13 protein-coding genes and 1 tRNA gene are annotated in these 18,280 nt (G+C 44.4%); 9 read left to right on the plus strand and 5 right to left on the minus strand.

Going from position 1 to position 18,280, the window contains the following annotated elements:
* The first annotated feature begins 74 nt into the window (after nucleotides 1-74).
* From gcvT to serS, 5 genes are all read left to right on the plus strand, one after another.
* The gene (gene gcvT, locus L6421_RS04095; protein WP_237263852.1) at nucleotides 75-1,199 is read left to right on the plus strand and encodes a glycine cleavage system aminomethyltransferase GcvT; all 1,125 of its coding nucleotides are present in this window, start codon (nucleotides 75-77) and stop codon (nucleotides 1,197-1,199) included.
* A 134-nt stretch (nucleotides 1,200-1,333) separates the two neighbouring features.
* On the plus strand, nucleotides 1,334-1,705 hold the full coding sequence (gcvH, locus tag L6421_RS04100; RefSeq protein WP_237263854.1) for a glycine cleavage system protein GcvH: 372 nt from the start codon (nucleotides 1,334-1,336) through the stop codon (nucleotides 1,703-1,705).
* Nucleotides 1,706-1,753: 48 nt separating this feature from the next.
* Complete coding sequence (gcvP, locus tag L6421_RS04105) at nucleotides 1,754-4,687, plus strand: aminomethyl-transferring glycine dehydrogenase (protein ID WP_237263856.1); 2,934 nt, start codon at nucleotides 1,754-1,756, stop codon at nucleotides 4,685-4,687.
* Nucleotides 4,687-5,214, plus strand: a complete 528-nt coding sequence (locus tag L6421_RS04110; protein ID WP_237263858.1) for a glycine cleavage system transcriptional repressor — start codon at nucleotides 4,687-4,689, stop codon at nucleotides 5,212-5,214. The genes gcvP and L6421_RS04110 overlap by 1 nt, the downstream gene beginning before the upstream one ends.
* A 161-nt stretch (nucleotides 5,215-5,375) precedes the next feature.
* The gene (gene serS, locus L6421_RS04115) at nucleotides 5,376-6,662 is read left to right on the plus strand and encodes a serine--tRNA ligase (protein ID WP_237263860.1); all 1,287 of its coding nucleotides are present in this window, start codon (nucleotides 5,376-5,378) and stop codon (nucleotides 6,660-6,662) included.
* Nucleotides 6,663-6,775: 113 nt separating this feature from the next.
* Here serS and L6421_RS04120 read toward each other — a convergent pair whose 3' ends face one another.
* On the minus strand, nucleotides 6,776-7,105 hold the full coding sequence (locus L6421_RS04120; RefSeq protein ID WP_255695504.1) for an MGMT family protein: 330 nt from the start codon (nucleotides 7,103-7,105) through the stop codon (nucleotides 6,776-6,778).
* Nucleotides 7,106-7,218: 113 nt separating this feature from the next.
* On the opposite strand from L6421_RS04120, the gene L6421_RS04125 reads away from it, so the two are divergent.
* The 4 genes from L6421_RS04125 (at nucleotide 7,219) to L6421_RS04140 (ending at nucleotide 10,653) form a co-directional block, all read left to right on the plus strand.
* Nucleotides 7,219-7,309, plus strand: a tRNA-Ser gene (locus tag L6421_RS04125).
* A gap of 313 nt (nucleotides 7,310-7,622) precedes the next feature.
* Nucleotides 7,623-9,020 (plus strand): sensor histidine kinase, encoded by a 1,398-nt coding sequence (locus L6421_RS04130; protein WP_237263864.1) that lies wholly within the window; start codon nucleotides 7,623-7,625, stop codon nucleotides 9,018-9,020.
* Between the two features lie 86 nt (nucleotides 9,021-9,106).
* Complete coding sequence (locus tag L6421_RS04135; RefSeq protein ID WP_237263866.1) at nucleotides 9,107-9,682, plus strand: response regulator transcription factor; 576 nt, start codon at nucleotides 9,107-9,109, stop codon at nucleotides 9,680-9,682.
* 113 nt (nucleotides 9,683-9,795) lie between these two features.
* On the plus strand, nucleotides 9,796-10,653 hold the full coding sequence (locus L6421_RS04140; protein WP_237263868.1) for a copper chaperone PCu(A)C: 858 nt from the start codon (nucleotides 9,796-9,798) through the stop codon (nucleotides 10,651-10,653).
* Between the two features lie 71 nt (nucleotides 10,654-10,724).
* Here L6421_RS04140 and L6421_RS04145 read toward each other — a convergent pair whose 3' ends face one another.
* The 4 genes from L6421_RS04145 to cobN form a co-directional block, all read right to left on the minus strand.
* A complete protein-coding gene (locus tag L6421_RS04145; protein ID WP_237263870.1) occupies nucleotides 10,725-12,920 on the minus strand; it encodes a TonB-dependent receptor in 2,196 nt (731 codons plus the stop codon).
* 163 nt (nucleotides 12,921-13,083) lie between these two features.
* A complete protein-coding gene (locus L6421_RS04150) occupies nucleotides 13,084-13,416 on the minus strand; it encodes a DUF2149 domain-containing protein (protein WP_237263872.1) in 333 nt (110 codons plus the stop codon).
* 9 nt (nucleotides 13,417-13,425) lie between these two features.
* On the minus strand, nucleotides 13,426-13,935 hold the full coding sequence (locus L6421_RS04155) for a MotA/TolQ/ExbB proton channel family protein (RefSeq protein WP_237263874.1): 510 nt from the start codon (nucleotides 13,933-13,935) through the stop codon (nucleotides 13,426-13,428).
* 76 nt (nucleotides 13,936-14,011) lie between these two features.
* The gene (gene cobN / locus L6421_RS04160; protein ID WP_237263876.1) at nucleotides 14,012-18,274 is read right to left on the minus strand and encodes a cobaltochelatase subunit CobN; all 4,263 of its coding nucleotides are present in this window, start codon (nucleotides 18,272-18,274) and stop codon (nucleotides 14,012-14,014) included.
* Between the last annotated feature and the right edge of the window lie 6 nt (nucleotides 18,275-18,280).

Below are 18,280 nucleotides of genomic sequence, written 5' to 3' on the forward strand. Positions count from 1 at the left end.
CCCAGTGGAATCCTCACTGGTATTTTCTGTAAATCCATCAAAATTTAGCGAGATAGTCCAAGGAAACCAGCGTTATGGCGAACCACGATATCACTCTGCAAAAAACGCCTCTCTACACCTTACACCAAGAATTAGGTGCCAAATTAGTGCCTTTTGCCGGGTATGAAATGCCGGTTCAATATCCACTGGGAATCAAAAAAGAACATCTGCATACCCGTGAAAAAGCCGGTCTGTTCGATGTTTCACACATGGGTCAGATTATCCTAAAAGGCGAGAAAGCCGCTCAGGCTTTAGAAAGCTTGGTTCCGGTTGATATTGTGGATTTATCCATTGGACAACAGCGATATGCGCTGTTTACCAATCAGGACGGCGGCGTAATGGATGATTTAATGGTCACCAACACCGGAGAACATCTATTTTTAGTGGTCAATGCCGCTTGTAAAGAACAAGACATCAATCACCTTAAAAGGCATTTGGCTAATCAGTGTGATATTCACGTCTTGGACGATTATGCCTTGCTGGCTTTGCAGGGTCCGAAAGCGGGTGAGGTATTGGCCAAAATAGCGCCTGAATCGAGTGAAATGCGGTTTATGACCGCCAAAACCTTGATGTTAAACGGGGTTGAGTGTTTTGTAACCCGATCCGGCTATACCGGCGAGGACGGGTTTGAAATTTCTCTCCCCAATTCGCAGGCCGAAGCTTTGGCACGTTTATTATTGGCCGATGACGATGTGGAGATGATTGGTCTTGGTGCGCGCGACTCGTTACGTTTGGAAGCGGGTTTGTGTTTGTATGGTCATGAGTTGGATAATGACATTTCTCCAGTAGAAGCCAGTTTGGTATGGGCTTTGTCAAAAGCCCGCAGAGTCGATGGTGTAAGGGCTGGCGGTTATCTAGGGGCTGAAGTAATCATGTCTCAACTGGCCAACGGAGTTTCCCGAAAACGTGTAGGTTTAAAACCGCAAGGTAAAATGCCGGTACGAGATGGCGCTGAAATTGTCGATGAGAAGGATAACGTAATTGGCGTGGTCACCAGTGGTGGATTTGGCGTGAGTTTAAATAGTCCAATTGCGATGGGCTATGTGCCAAGCGATTACGCCGAAGCCGGCAGGGAACTCAATGCGATGGTCAGGGGTAAAAAGGTACCGATGCAAGTGGTGAGTTTACCCTTTGTAAAACAGAATTATTACCGTGGTTGATGGTTTAACCCGGCCTGGTAGTTTCTGTTTTTTCGCTAAACAGCACCTGATACACAAATTAATAGATAATTTAATACACAACCTAAAATTAATGAATGAACAAAGACACAAGAACAATCAGTTAGGAGAAAATCATGAGTAATATTAAATACAGCGCAGAGCATGAATGGATTCAAGATAATGGTGATGGTACGGTGTTGATCGGCATTACCGATTTTGCCCAGGAACAGTTGGGTGATTTGGTGTTTGTTGAGCTGCCAGAACTGGGTACGGAAATCACCAAGGGTGAAGAAATCTCGGTGATTGAATCGGTTAAGGCGGCGAGTGACCTGTTTGCGCCGGTTGATGGAACGGTGATAGAGGTTAATGAATCTTTAGAAGATGAGCCTGAACTGATCAATGAAGATGCGATGGCCAATTGGATTATTAAAGTAGAGCTTACCGATCCTTCAGACCTGGATGACTTGATGGATGAAGATGCTTATAACGCCTTAACTGAAGAGTAAACGGCAGTCAATTTATGTAATGGATGGATTCAATCGGGAGAGCACAACATGTCTCAAACCACTTTATCTCAACTTGCACAATGTTCGCTCAGCGACTTGCAACAGAGTGAAACCTTTGTAAAACGCCATTTAGGTCCAGACAGCGCCGAACAGCTAGCGATGTTACAGACCCTCGGAATGGCTTCGATTACAGAGCTGATTGATAAAGTGGTGCCCGGTTCCATTCGCCGTCAACAAGCCATGGATTTGCCAGATGGTCTGACCGAACACCAATCTCTGGCCAAACTCAAATCGCTCGCCCAGCAAAATCAAGTTCTCAAATCCTTTATTGGAATGGGTTACTACAACACCTTAACCCCGCCAACCATTCAACGTAATATTCTCGAAAACCCCGCTTGGTATACCGCCTATACACCTTATCAGGCTGAAATCTCACAGGGGCGCCTAGAGGCCATGCTCAACTTTCAAACCATGGTGGCAGACTTAACCGGTTTAGAGTTGGCCAATGCCTCGATGTTGGATGAAGCCACGGCCTGTGCCGAGGCCATGACCTTATGTCAACGTATGAGTAAAGCCAAAGGTAAGGTGTTTTTTGTGGCCGAGGATTGTCACCCGCAAAACATTGAAGTGGTGAAAACCCGCGCTGAACCATTGGGCATAGACGTGGTGGTGGGAAATCCAGCTGAGGGTTTAGACAACTTGGATTTGTTTGGGATGTTACTGCAATATCCTGGAACTTACGGTGAAGTGGCCGATTTAACTCCGTTGATAGAGGCGGCGCACGCGAAAAAAGCCTTGGTGGCGGTAGCTGCAGATTTATTGGCTTTGACACTATTGAAACCACCTGGGGAGATGGGGGCGGATGTGGTGGTCGGCAATACCCAACGATTTGGCGTGCCCTTAGGTTACGGCGGACCACATGCTGCTTATATGGCTACTCGAGACAGCTTTAAACGTTCTATGCCAGGGCGTTTAATCGGGGTCTCTTTAGATAGTCGAGGTAAAAAAGCTTACCGTTTGGCCTTGCAGACCCGCGAGCAACATATTCGTCGCGAAAGAGCCACCAGTAATATCTGTACCGCTCAGGCGTTATTGGCGGTCATGGCGAGTATGTATGCGGTTTATCATGGAGCACAAGGCTTGGTTAAAATCGCCTACCGGGTGCATCGCTTTACCCAGACCTTTGCCAAAGGTTTAAGTCGGTTAGGGATAACTGTTAATAACAGCGTTTATTTCGATACCTTACGTATTCATGTGCCGGGAAGAGCGGTGAAAATTGCCGAAAAAGCGGTGTTACAAGGCTATAACCTCAGGCCGATTGATGTCGACAATATCGGGTTCTCTTTCGATGAAGCCACTACGGTGGATGACATTAAAACGTTATGGACGGTGTTTGCCGATGATGCGGCAAACTCACTCGATGCCGAGAGTGTACTGGAGGGGCAAGCGGACATCATTCCTAGCCAATTACAGAGAACCTCCGCGTTTTTAACCCACCCGGTGTTTCATGAGCACCGTTCAGAAACTGAGATGATGCGTTATATGCGTCATTTGGCGGATAAAGATTTGGCCTTGGACAGGGCGATGATTCCATTGGGGTCTTGCACTATGAAATTGAATGCAACAGCCGAATTGATGCCGATTTCCTGGCCGGAATTTGCGAATATGCACCCATTTTCGCCTTTAGAACAGGCGCAAGGTTACCAAAAAATGGTCAAAGAACTCGAGAAAATGCTCTGCGAAACCACCGGTTATGATGCGGTATCTTTGCAACCTAACTCCGGGGCGCAGGGGGAGTATGCCGGGCTATTGGCGATTCGTGCCTATCATCGAAGTCGGGGTGAAACCCATCGTGATATCTGTTTAATCCCCGCTTCGGCTCATGGTACCAATCCGGCCTCGGCACAAATGGCGGGTATGGATGTAGTGGTGGTCAATACCACGGCCGAGGGCGAAATCGATCTGGATGACCTACAAGCCAAATTGGACAAATACTCACAACAACTTGCGGCCATTATGATTACCTATCCCTCTACCCATGGGGTGTTTGAAGAGAATGTGAAGACCGTTTGCGAAATGGTCCATCAACACGGTGGTCAAGTCTATATTGATGGTGCCAATATGAATGCCATGGTCGGTATTGCCGCGCCAGGAAAATTTGGAGGTGATGTCTCACATTTGAATTTGCATAAAACCTTCGCGATACCGCATGGCGGAGGCGGGCCGGGTGTAGGGCCGATAGGTGTGGGCAAACATTTAGCGCCGTTTTTACCGGGTTATGCCGTGGTGCAGGCGGAGGATGAGCCTAATGAAGTAGGCGCCGTTTGCGGCGCGCCGTGGGGCAGTGCGGGAGTGTTACCGATTAGTTGGAGTTACATTGCCATGATGGGGCGTGATGGTTTACAGCAAGCCACATCGGTTGCCATTCTTAACGCGAACTACATCGCCCAGCGTTTAGCGCCACATTACCCTATTTTGTATAGCGATAAAAACGGTCTAGTGGCACACGAGTGTATTATCGATTTGCGTCCAATTAAGGAGCAATCGGGTATCTCGGTGGACGATATCGCCAAACGTTTGATTGATTACGGCTTCCATGCACCTACCATGTCATTTCCGGTTGCAGGTACCCTGATGATAGAACCGACCGAATCGGAATCCAAGCTGGAATTGGATCGTTTTTGCGATGCGATGATTGCCATCAAACAAGAGATTGTCGATGTCATGAATGGTGCGCTGGATGAGAATGATAATCCGCTTAAAAACGCACCGCACACTGCCGAGATGGTGATGAATGATGAATGGTCACATAGTTATTCCCGAGCGTTGGCGGCTTATCCGTTGGCAAGCTTGCGTGAGAGCAAATATTGGTGTCCGGTAGGGCGAGTGGATAATGTCTATGGTGACCGCAATTTGGTCTGCTCCTGTCCGCCTTTGAGCGATTACGCTCACGACGAAGATGCCTTGCAAGGAGAAGCCTAATGAAAAAATCGATTGTCATCAGTGTGCTGGGTAACGACTCACCAGGCCTGGTCAAATCACTTTCCAAACTGATTGTGGCGCATCAAGGTGAATGGATAGAAAGCCGCATGGCGAGTTTGGCAGGGAAGTTTGCCGGCATCTTGCGGGTAGATTTACCTTCTGATCAGGTGATGGATTTTCAAGCGGCTTTGCAAAATCATCAACAGCTTGGATTAAGTGCCATTTTTGAAGAGAGTCATAGCAATGGTTCTGCACAAAAAACCAATCAGTTCGAGATTGAATTGATTGGTCAAGACCAACCTGGAATTGTGCACCGTATCTCTTCGGCACTGGCGCAAATCAATGCCAGTGTGGATGAGTTGCATACTGAGGTGATTGAAGCGGCCATGACCGGCGAAAACCTCTTTAAAGCGGATATCAAAGTGCATATTGCCCGTGATGTGAAGGCGGCAGAAATAAGAGCCTTGCTGGAAGAGCTGGCTAATGAGTTGATTGTGGATATCCAGCTACTTGAAGCAGGCGCATAAATGGGCAGTCTGATTAGCGGTTCAATTGGTCTTTTAATCGACTAAAATTAAACTTACCAGGCCTGGTAGATGTTAGAATATCTGGCAAAATTTACAGGTCAAACTTAGGTTTTAAGACCTTAACACAAAGAATTACTGAATAATCCAAATAGAGAAACACAATGTTAGACGCAAAGCTACTGAGATCAGACTTAGAAACGGTTGCCCAAAAATTAAAAACACGCGGTTATGAATTGGACACCGCACAAATCCAAGCTTTAGAAGCTCAGCGTAAAGAGTTACAGACTAAGGCCCAAGATTTACAGGCAGAACGTAATAGCCGCTCAAAAGGCATTGGTAAAGCAAAAGCGCAAGGTGAAGATATTGCACCGTTGCTGGCTGAAGTGGAAAACCTGAAAACCCAATTAGAAGAAGCTGAAAAAGCCTCGGAAGCGGTGCAGGCTGAAATTGAAACCATCTATGCGGGAATCCCAAACCTACCGCATGAATCGGTGCCGATTGGTTCAAGTGAAGACGATAACATTGAAATCCGTAAATGGGGTGAGCCAAGAACCTTTGATTTTGACGTTAAAGATCATGTGGAACTTTCTGAACAGCGTGGCTGGTATGATAATGATGCGGCGGTTAAGGTGACTTCTGGTCGTTTCTCGGTATTGAAAGGGCCAATGGCCAAAATGCAACGCGCGTTGATTCAATTAATGTTGGACACACATTCTGAAAACGGCTATGAAGAGGTCTATGTGCCTTACTTGGTTAACCAAGACAGCTTACGCGGTACCGGTCAGCTACCTAAGTTTGAAGCGGATTTATATAAAATCAGCAAAAACGATGAACACGATACCAACGACCGTGATTTATATCTTATCCCGACAGCCGAAGTGCCGATTACCAACTTGGTTCGTGATGAAATTCTTGATGAAGCCGATCTACCGTTGAAGATGGCTGGCCATACGCCTTGTTTCCGTTCAGAAGCCGGTTCATACGGGCGTGATACTCGAGGTTTGATTCGTCAGCATCAGTTTGAAAAAGTTGAAATGGTGCAAATCGTTCACCCAGAGCAATCACATCAAGCCCTTGAAGACTTAACCGGACATGCGGAAGCCATTCTACAAAAGCTGGGATTGCCTTATCGTGTGGTGACCTTATGCACTGGTGATATTGGTTTCTCCGCGGCAAAAACCTATGACTTAGAAGTTTGGTTACCTGGACAGTCGGCTTATCGTGAAATTTCATCGTGTTCTAACTTTGAAGATTTCCAAGCGCGTCGATTGATGGCTCGTTTCCGCTCTAAAGAAGGCAAACCACAACTGGTACATACCTTGAATGGTTCAGGTCTAGCGGTAGGGCGCACTTTGGTTGCGGTGTTGGAAAATTACCAAAATGCCGACGGAACAATCACCGTACCTGAAGCATTGCGTCCTTACCTGGGCGGTGTAGAAGTGCTGTAGTCACTTCTGAACGACTCGTTTAAACAGACAAAAAGCACCAAGTCTTACCAGGCCTGGTGCTTTTTTTATAGTTGTGTCTTTCAACTTCATTGATGCTTTTAATGAAGATATGGTTAACTGAAATCAAAATAGATTTCTGCAAAATTAACAACTTTGTTGTGTTTGATATTCACGCCTTCCAACTGCAACAGCGCCATTTTTTTCTCCACCCCTAAAGCATAATTGCCAATATGGCCATTCGTGTTCACCACCCTATGGCAAGGCACGTTGATGAGATCGGGGTTGTTAGCCATCGCATTGCCCACCGCCTGATAAGCCTTAGTGTTTAAGGCCTGGGCAATCGCTTTATAGGTGGTGACTCGACCTCTTGGAATTTTCATCAAAAGGGCATAACATTGTTCGTTAAAGCTTAAGTCATTGTTTTTAATCTTTTTTGTGATCATGATTGTTACCAGGCCTGTTAGGTTTTATTTATTTTACGAAAAAATTACAAAAAACTCTTTAAAACGGCTTGCAATAATCGCTCAGACCTCTATAATACGCCACATCAAAACATGGTGGACTGGCTGAGCGGTTGAAGGCGGCGGTCTTGAAAACCGTTGTAGGTTTGTAGCCTACCTGGGGTTCGAATCCCTAGTCCACCGCCATATTTTGAAAACCCCGTATTGGAATTGACTGATACGGGGTTTTTTTATGTCTATCAAAATCGAAATTTACTATCGTGTTTTTTGCATCGAACTTAGTAAAGGCCATAGCGTTTCAACTTCACAAGCACTTATCAGGCTTAACAGACCTTTATTTTCCTTGAACCATCTCTTTATTAAGACATTCTGACAATAAGGTGTTTGGTCTTTTAATTTTTGTTTGCCAGTATAGAATAATGTGCATTCTGTCAGTTCATTGTAAGCTGGTAAAATGTCGAGTGTTTTATATGCTGATTTTTATAAGTAAGGGTTTGTTTTGTTAAATTTTAAAGCGATGAAAGCGATTCAGCCAACGGCTAAACAAAAGCCCGAACTCAAATATTCGATAGGCTTATTGAGTTTTTTAACACTGCTGTGGAGTGTAACGCTTAGTTGGTTTTACGTTAAATTAGAAATAAATTTTGCGTTATTGCCTGTCGCCGTTTGGTTAGGTCTGATGTTGTTAACCTTGTTGTTTTGTTACGTTTTGTTGCATTACCAAAACTTTAGATTGCAAACCAATACCCAAACGTTCAATGTGTTCTGGTTGGCGCTGTTAGGCTGGATCATGATGTTGAATGCGGGTTTATTGTATGAAACGGGGGGTACGATTAATCCGTTAATGCACTTGTTACTGTTACCATTGGCATTGGGAATGCTGATTTTATCAACGCCTTTCTTTATGTTGTTAGCACTGTTTTCAGCCGGGTTTTACGTTATTTTAAGTTTTTATTACGTGCCCATCATGACCTTGAAAGTGACCAGTTTACAGGCTTTTTTTGCTTGGCATTTGCATGGTTCAATGCTGGTGTTCATGTTGTTGGTGTTGCTACTTGCCACCTTGATTTTGCCATTGAAAAAACGCTTGGAAGCGCAGCGAGCCGCATTAGAGTCGCAACGTAATGCGGCTCTCCAAAATGAGTATTTATTGTCTATCGCGAGTATTGCTTCGGCATCGGCACATCAATTAAGTACCCCGCTCAATACCTTAACGTTATTAGAACCATTGATTCGTAAAGAGGTAAGCAGTGAATTGGGGCAAAGTTATTTACAAACCTTTTCTGAGCAAATCCAGGTTTGTAATCAGGCTTTACAGGGGTTACGTAGACGCGCAAATTATTCGCCTAAAAATGCCCAGCATAACCTTGATGAGGGCATTGATTGCCAACAGTTATTAGCCGATTTACGTCAAGAATTCGCGTTGATTCATCCTAAAAGTGTGCTCCAAATCCAGTCGTTGGTGGCTGATTCAAACGGTGACGGACAAAATCCACCGTTGATTGATGCGTCCATTTCAGCCCCTAGGAACATGGTGTTGAAAGTGGATGAAAGCTTTAAATTAGCGATTATGAACTTGCTGGATAATGCGGCAAGATACAGTCCTGATTATGTATCGATCAAGTTTGAATTAACCGCAGCAGGCCTGTTCATTATGGTTGAGGATGAAGGCGGCGGCATGCCGGAAACCGATATTAAAACTTTAGGGGAGCAGCCGCTTGATGACTATTATGGTATTGGTATGGGGGGGTTTTTGACGCGGATGATTGTCGAGCGTTTTGCTGGAAAATTAACCTTCACAAATATACAAACCAGCTCTTCTAAGGGGTTGAGAGCGTGTTTGTTTTTACCGATGAATGTCATTCGCATGCAGGAAGACGTTTCTTCAGATACATAAAAAGTCATTAATGAGTCTAACGAAAATTTTAAGTACAAAGCCTCAAGAAGGGGCAATGAATAAGCTGAGAGATAAAGGCGTTTACCATGAATGAGTTGCCAATTTTAATCGTGGATGACGATACGACTTTTTTAAGGATTTTAGAGCAGTCGATTAAATACCACAATCTTATGGTGCTGACCGCCAGTTCGCCAGAGGAGGCTGGTCAGTTGATGGCCACACAATCGTTTGCTTACGCTATTTTGGACCTGAATTTAAATGGCCAAAGTGGTTTAAACCTGTTGCAGACCTTGTTAAGCCATTATCCCGATTGCAAAGTTCTGATTTTAACGGGCTATGCCAGTGTGGCAACGGCGGTTGAGGCCATGCGTATTGGCGCTTATGATTATTTGTGTAAGCCTGCCAGCGTCAAAGAAATTTTAAATGCGTTGGGGTTGGAAGAAAGCAACCTTTCGGAATCCGAAGAAGCGGCTTGTCCAAGCCGAAATGAGAATATTGAGCAGGATAGTTTTAACGCCATGTCGGTCAAGCGTTTGGAATGGGAACATATCCAAAAGGTGTTAATGGAGCACGATGGCAATATCAGCCTGACTGCACAAGCTTTGAATATGCATCGTCGCACTTTGCAAAGAAAGCTACAAAAAAGGCCGGTTGAAAAATAACCAGGCCTGGTCAAATCTTAATGATTTTACGGTGTAATTTGTTTTACAATCCATAATGGATTGAAAGTGGTATTTTTACTTAAGTTGTTGTCTATTTATCTTTAGGAGTGATGATGAAACGATTGTCTTTACTGGCGGTTGCCGCCGGATGTGTAATGAGTTTTCAAGCAATGGCCGCAACGGTAGCCGAAATGGTTGAGGTCAGTAACCCGTATGTGCGTATGGTGCCGCCAAACGCACCGGCAACGGCGGCATTTATGGAGCTTAAAAATACGGGGCACAGTGACCATGCTTTGGTTTCTGCTAAAGCTTATATTAACAAAGTAACCGAACTGCATACCCACATTCACGATAATGGCGTGATGCGTATGCGCCAAGTGCAAAAGATTGACTTGCCTGCGGGCCAGTCAACGGCATTAAAACCAGGTGGTTTCCACATTATGTTAATTGGTTTAAATGCGCCAGTTGAAAAGGACCAAAGCATTAAAATCGATTTAACGTTTGATGATGGCTCTACCAAAACCATTGAAGCCAAAGGTCGTCCTTTGATGCCAATGAAAGGCATGAAGATGGGTATGATGGGCAAACAATTAAGTAATGGGCGCAATAGCAACCCAATGCAATTGGTAATGCATGCCAACCCTGCGTTTCCTAATTTAACCGGTATCGCGATTAAAAACGCTCAGGAACTAGGATTGAGTGATGAGCAAGTGGGCAAATTAAAAGCGTGGACTCAAAAGAACGGTGATGAGATGAAGCGTTTATTTCAGGCTGTGAACATGACTGAAAAAGAGCTAATTCAAGACACTTTAGCAGGCATGTCTAAAGCGGAATTGATGGCTAAGTTCGAGAAAACCTTGGCGATGCGTAAACAGATTGCCGAAACCAAAATCGATTGTCGTGACAATATGAAAAAAGTCCTAACGGCCGAGCAATTTGATAAGTTAGCTTCTATCTATCCAATGATGTAATTTCTTGAGTAGCAGATACAAAAAAAGCCCGAAAGGGCTTTTTTTGTTTTTGGCGATTAAAGCTCTCTAAGTTAGAACTTTAAATTCAAGCCAGCGTAGAACGTTCTACCCGCACCAGGAACAGCCAATTGCGGGATTCCTGTGATTGACATCGTTTTACCTTCACCTGTATAGACTCCACCTGTTGGTAAGTCATAAGAGTGATTAAATAGGTTATCGATACCAAAATCGATACGTAGATTCTTTAAGGTATAGCTTGTTTTCATATTCACTAAGCTATAACCCGCTGTTTTCAGTTCATTACGGTTTTCAGAAACTTCTGTTTTATCGCTAACCAACACCAATTCAACGCTGTTGTTCCAACGGTTTAGCTGTTGCATTACGGCAACCGTCGCATTTAACGGCATAATGTTATATAAGTTATCATCTGTTTCTAAGTTAATACCACGAGCGTAATTGACTTTGGCTTTGGCTTTCCAATCACCAAACTCGTTTTCAGCCAATTTAGTATTAGCTGCAACATCTAAACCATAGATACGAGCACTTTCGTTGACGTATTGATATACACCGAAATCACCATAACTTTTCACTAACTCAGCATCAATATAGTTTTCAATATGGCTGAAGTATGGCATAACTTGAACACTCCAATCTTTTTGATTGGCCGCGTGCCAATCTAGAGTGGTGCTTAGAGTATAAGCCGTTTCAGGTTCTAAGTTGATGTCACCGATATAACCATTTCCATCACCCACAAAGTTATTCATAACCGCGGCCATGGACCAAGTTGACCAAGTATAACGTTCATAAAGCGTTGGTGAACGTACTTGACGGGCAAAGCCCATGTCCATATCAAAGGTATCGCTAGCTTTATAACTCGCTAATGCGGTTAGGTTAAGGTTGTGATCCGTCACTGAACGGTCAGAAGCATTGAAAGCCGCCGCTTCACTTGCTTCATTGGTCGTCATTGTAACGGTGCCTTTAGTGAAGGTGTCAGCGTCATGGTAACCCTGGACTTCATCCGCATTCATGTTAACCAATTCATAGCGAGCTCCTAAACGAGTTTTCCACGCAGGACTGACTTCTTTAATCCATTCGGCAAAAAGCGCATTACGATCACGTGTACCATTATTGATGTTCCAGAAAGTATTTGGACTCATGCCTGGTGAAGCAGGGTTAGCAACCCAATAATCATCCAAAGTATATGTTTGTAATTCAGCACCAATATTCAAATCATTTTTATTATCAAGTGCGACAAGTGCAGAAGCTTTAACCCCTTTGGTTTCACTTTCGGTATCCATCGGCATTTGCGTTTGAATCTTGTAATCCATAAATGCCATTTTGTGGTCGACTTCTTCACTATAAGCTTGTAACTTTAAATCACCCCAGCTCATCGCTTGGTCGAATGAAAGATTTAATTTAGTGCTGTCGTTTTGAGTCATATCCATACGTTGGTTAGGATACTGTTGATAAGGCATCTCTTGTTTGGTTATGGTTGCTTGGAATAGATTGTCATCACCTTTATAAGCAAACCCTAAGCTGTGGTTGATTGATTCGTAAGCGGTACCTGCTACTTCATCTTTATCGGTAGTTGTTCCTTCCGTTCCTGATGTAAACTCTGTACCTGATGTAGATTTGGTGGTAGTCGTAAAGTCTTTAAAGTCATCCGCAGCATCATAGTTGCCAGACATGGCTTTTGAGCCTTTATAGGTCAAACTGAATTTGTCATTTGCGGTTGTGACCGCCACATTGCCGCCTTTAGCATCTCCGTTATTACGGTAGTAAGCGCCAATTTCACCTTTGGTAACTACTTCTGAAGTAGGGGCAAAGAAAGGCTCATTGGTTTTGACAAGAATACTGCCTCCAATACTATCACCACCCACGCTAACAGGTGTGATACCTGGGTAAATCTCAACATTATCAACTTGTGACGGAGAGGTATAAGACAAAGGCGTGTTCATGTGGTTTGGACAAGAAGCCAACAGGGGCATGCCATCAAGCTCTACATTTAAACGGTGGTCTGCAATACCGCGTATCACAGGGAAACCAGAAACAGGTCCCGCCTGATTAACGGAAACGCTAGGAGAGTTTTTTAAAATGTTGACTACATCACTGGTAGAGCTACTATTTGATTGAATCGTTTCTTGAGTGATTTGTTGTTGGTTGATTTGTTCTGAAGTGCCGATGACTTCAATTTGTGGCAGAGAATCTGCGTAAACGGCTGGCGATAACATGCTTGCAATAATGGAGGCTAAAAGTTTCTTTTTCATGATTTCTGGCTTTTATTTGTTGTTTTGATGAATCATCTGGGAATAGATATTTGGCTCCGTATTTTGAAGTATGTTTGGGGCAAAAAAAATGCGACAAATTGTCGCACTTATGAATGGTTATGCATGTATAAAGTTATTTTATTTGCTGGGTAGGGAGAGCAGGTTATTGATTTTTCTCTTCTGGTACATAAATCATACTGCCATCTTCCAATCGATAAGCGACTCCTGCTTTAGAGCCTTTACCTTCGCCCATTTGCCCTGTGGATTTATACTCTTTTAATTGGTCACCCTCTTTGACCAAGATTTCCATATTAGGTTGTCCCGCATTTTTAATCACGGTGACGTTCTCGGCGCTGTTAAACGGATTAATCGGGTTGCTCATCACAATAATCAACAGTACCGCAATCACCACCAAAAACAGATCAACCATATTGACCACACTTAAAATCGGGTCGTCTTCGTCTTCTTCAATAATATTTAAATCGATTTGGCTCATGGTTGCTCCTTAAGCTGTGACAGTTTCTGGATTTGTTGTTTTTTCTGCTCGATTTTTTACCAGCATTTTAAGCTCTTCCAATAACCAACGACGACGTACCGATAAAATCCAAAAGGTGATGGATGCCGACATCAGAGCGATGATAACCGCCGCGAATGCCACGGTTAAATTATTAGCCACATCCATAAAATTACCCGAAGCCACCGCCATCAACGCAGGCCCCATTGGAATCATGGTGGCAACCAGTCCGAGCATAGGTGCAATTCGGCTGACTAAACGTAAAGGCTCTAATTGTTTCAACAGATAAAGCTCAACCTCTTGCTGGTCCAATTCGGGGTTTTTACCCCAAAAATAGCTTAAAGGTTGTTCGGCTTGACCACTTAGTCTTCGCATAATGAGTTCAAAACTAAAACGTCCCAGTTCATATAAGGCGTATAAAAACATCAACGCCAATACGATTAAAACCGGGGCTAAAAAGAGGCTGGAAACATCGGCCATCATCTGTTCAATAAAATTCATTTAAAATCCTTTTTGTTGTTTTGATTAACTCAATTTAAATAAAGCTACCAGGCCTGGTAGCTTTACTTTTAGTTTGTTAAACGGACTGTTTTCTACGTAACCAGGCCTGGTGAATTGCGCCCAAGAGTAATAATGCAAATAAGGCTAACCACCAGCGTGGTTGGGGTTCTTGCGGTTCTTGTTCTGTTTGTTCTTGCATGACTTGGCCTTGCACGGTTTCTAATGCTTCGGTCGGTTCAGTCGGTTCTGCGTTTTCTGGTTGCTCGGGTGTTTCGACTGCGGCAGGTTCGGCAGCGGATAACGCGGCATCAGGAGCAGGGGCGGCACTGAGTCCATAACCTGTGGCCAATTCAGCGACATAAGCCTTAAAGGTTTGATTATCGGTATGCACATCATACTTTTCGGCCAACTCTTGATAGACTTGCACCAACTCTTTTTTGGTTTGCTCACTCGCTTTCCAGTAGTCTTTACGAATCGCCTCCAACATACGTTCGGCAATTTGCGCTTTGGCGGTTGGGTTAGACTTTTCAAACCAGGCTTTCATCTCTAAGTTGTATTTATCTTTGATATACACTTCATGAAATTCTTGCCATTGGTCGTCACGCACCACATTGCGATCCATCACTTGCCAGCCCCAGAAGTTATTGATGACATCCAGCATTTCCAATGTGCCCGCATAACCTTCTTTTTGCATCTCTTTGACCCAATTTGGGTGCTGATAGACCGCACGTAATTCCGTGGCTAAAAAACGCTCTGCGGTTTGCAATTTGGCTTTTTTAGGATCGCGCATATTTGAGATATACAGCTGAGGGGCTTGGCCATCCAAGTGTTGAACCGCCAGAGAAATCCCACCTAAATATTCAAACGGATGGTCTAAATCCAACAGGCCACGTAAATTGGAAGAACGAGAGAAAACCGCCGCACTGGTGCCTTTAAGCTGCTCGGCATAGACATTGACTATTTTGCCTGTGGCATCTTTGGCTTTTTGACTCCATTGCGATTTATCTGGACCATACGCCCAAGACATGCGCGACAGATACAGCTCGGCGAGTTTGCCATCTTTTTCATCCCATTGGTCGGAGGCCAAAGTGGCATCGGGCAATTTAGTGCCGTAATCTCCGCTCTCGGTTCCAAATACTCGGGTTAGAGCAAAAATTCTGGCTGATTTGGCATCAATACCTGAGGCGAGTAGCTCTTTTTCAATGCGTAAGGTATTGGCTTTAATCAGGTTTTGTTCTGGTGACTCATCCAGATTAGCCAACATTTCGATTGCTTCATTGAACCGTTCCATCACATTCGGGAATTGGTCGCGATACAGCCCTGTTAATGAAATCACGGTATCAATACGCGGGCGCCCCAGTTCCTCCAAAGGAATGACCTTCAAGCCAGTCACTCGTCCACCTCTATCCCAAGTGGGTTTTACTCCCATGGCATAAAATATTTGGGCTTCCAACATCCCTAAATGACGCAAAGTCTCGGAGCTCCACATGGTAAAAGTGAGTTTTTTCGGGAACTCGTTATGGGTCGCTTGATGACTAATAACCAACTCTTTCATCGCTTGCACCCCTGCGGCATAAGCGGCTTTGGTGGGAATGCGTGAGGGATCGAAACCATACATGTTGCGTCCTGTTGGCAAGGCATCTGGATTGCGAATGGGATCGCCACCGTATGACGGGTCAACCCATTTGGCAGACAGGCCTGTTAACAATCCGCTGGTTTCAGTTTCTGCTTGCATATTATTGGCGTATTTAATGCCTTGTTTCACGATGGCAGCTAAGGCTAAATTCGCTTGGTCATTGGCAGACAACGGTTGCTGTTGGATGATATGGCTACGCACAAACTTAAATGGTGCACTCTCTTTAATGAGTTTGTAATCCGCTTTAAAGAGTTGGCGGCTGTCTTTGAATCCAAGCGGTTGCATTAAGTCATCACCCAGCATCAGCATAATATTGAGGGCTAAATGGTCGTCCTCCGCGGTTTCACCAAAGGTATGTAAGCCTAAAGGTTGCATGGCTGAACCTAGGTCTTCCAGGTAGTTTTCAATGTCACGTAAAAACGAGTCGAAATTAGCGTGTAAGTCGGCGACTTTCCATCCCATATCTTCGGGGATTTTCATTTTGACGGCTTGCTCAATAATCAGCTCTTTGGCATTTGATTTCACCAAACCATCATCCAATGAGGTGTATTCACGAATGGTGTCATTGATGGCTACAAAATCGTCAGACAGGCCAGCTGGCGAAAAAGACGGTACTTGATAGCTGATAATCACCCCTCGGCCACGGCGTTTAACGTGAAGCGCTTCACCAATGTTATCGACAATATAGGGGTAAACAACGGGGGTGTTGCCAACCGCTAAATTAGGGTAGTCATACGCCCAAAGACCACGTTCTTTACCTGGGTGCCACTCTTGCGTGCCGTGAGTACCCCAATGAACGATGGCATCGGTTTTATAGACTTCACGAATCCAAAGATAGGCAGCCGCATAGTAGTGATTCATGGGTTTTTTAGTGTCATGAAACAGGTCTTTGTCTTGTTCGGCCGTGCTGCCACCACGATTTGGCTGCGGCATAACGATTAAATTGCCAAGTTTTAAGCGAGGAATGACAAAGCCTTTTTGTCCTTGGTATTCCAGCAGCCAATTATTCTGCTCGGCATCCCCCCAGTGCTGGTTCATATCCGCTTGCACTGTTTGTGGTAATTTTTTGAACCAGGCCTGGTAAGTTGCCAGTGGCATAAAATCCCACATCTCGGTTTGCATTAATTCAGGCAGGGCGTTTTGACGATAAGCGGGGCGTAGCATCGTTGCCACCGCATCAATCATTTGTTGCTCGGTAATATCCTCAAATTGATAACCTTGTTGTTTTAAATCGGTAACCAATTTTTCAATGGAACGCGGTACATTCATATTGGACGCACCTTGGTTTTTTTCACCAGGAGGGTGGTTCCAAAACAGTAATGCCAATTTTTTATCGGCATTGGCTTTTTGCTGTAACTTGGCCAAGTTCATCGCTTTACCTAGCAGTAAATCCATCTGTTCAGGCAGGGCAATCATTTCGCCATCTGGGTTTACCGTTAACACCACAGGGTCTTGCAACCCGATATATTCGGCATTGGTTAAGGTGAAGGGTAAGCGGAATGAGCTCACACCTGCCAAATCCTCAAGGTAAACATCTCGACCACCATCACGGTAGTGCAGGATGTTGAGAACAGGGATACCTTGGGCTTGATAACGTAATTTTTTGCCATCGGTATCGCCACCTAAAAAGGTATTGACTAGCATGACATTGGGTAAAACCTTGCCGTGATAAGTGATTAATGGCTCGTCAAATTTATAAGGACGCCCTGTTTTGGGATTGGGAAAAGGGTTGTCGGTTTGATTAGTTGCTTGATTCGCTGTTAAGGGACGACCACTTGGTCTTTGCGAAGCGGTTTGTGGCTTGTTAGAGTTGGCTGGCATTGGACGACCAGAAGGTTGGTTTTGAGGTTTTCCTTGCGGTTGAGTTGTACCTTGTTGCGGTCGTTTAGCAAAGGTGCTTTGATTGACTCTGGCTGCTCGATAATAGACCAGCGGCATAGCACCACGTTGTTCAATCTCAGCAATCACCGCATCCAAATGACGAGTTTGACCATCGGATAGATAACTTGAGGTGGTTTCCATGCCTATGACCAGGCCTGGTGTATTTTGTTTACCGTTTAGGTCATCTTTTGGGTTTTGCTGTTGCCACCAGCTTAAATAGCTTGGTAGGTCGGTAAAGATTTGTTTTGTGTATTTTGGGTGGTAGATTCCGCCATTTGGCATCTCAATGGGGGGTGGAATTTGGGCTAAGTCGCCACCAGCCATTAGGGCTTTGGCATAGTCAAACAACAAACGATGGTTGTCGGTCATGCCTCCCAAATAATAGGCGTAAATATGTTGTCCAACCTGCCCACTCATATTGACCGTGCGCATCTTTAAGGTTCGGCTAAAGCGGTTGATATGCAAAACGGGTACTTTTAACGCGCGTAACGTCTCACCTGCCATATTTTCAATTATCGCTTGGTCTTCGTTTCTTGGAGCATCAATAATGACCAGGCCTGCATTTTTTAGAGTTTTCTGAACCCCCTTTAAACCACCAGAACCGTTTTTTGCATCGACTTGTACCCAAGAAAATTCAACACCTTGCTGTTTGGAAATTGGCTCGAGTAACTTAAATTTATGGCTTAGTACAAACTCGGTAGAGATCAGAGCCACTTTGTTTGTTCCTGTTTGGTTTGTCTGTGCTTCTGACGAAAAAACGGGGGCTGACCAAATAGTCAACCACCCGCTTAGCAGAAACATCCATAACGAGTAGTGTTTCATATTATT

The organism is Thiomicrorhabdus immobilis (assembly GCF_021654855.1).
In the GTDB taxonomy this organism is placed as follows: domain Bacteria; phylum Pseudomonadota; class Gammaproteobacteria; order Thiomicrospirales; family Thiomicrospiraceae; genus Thiomicrorhabdus; species Thiomicrorhabdus immobilis.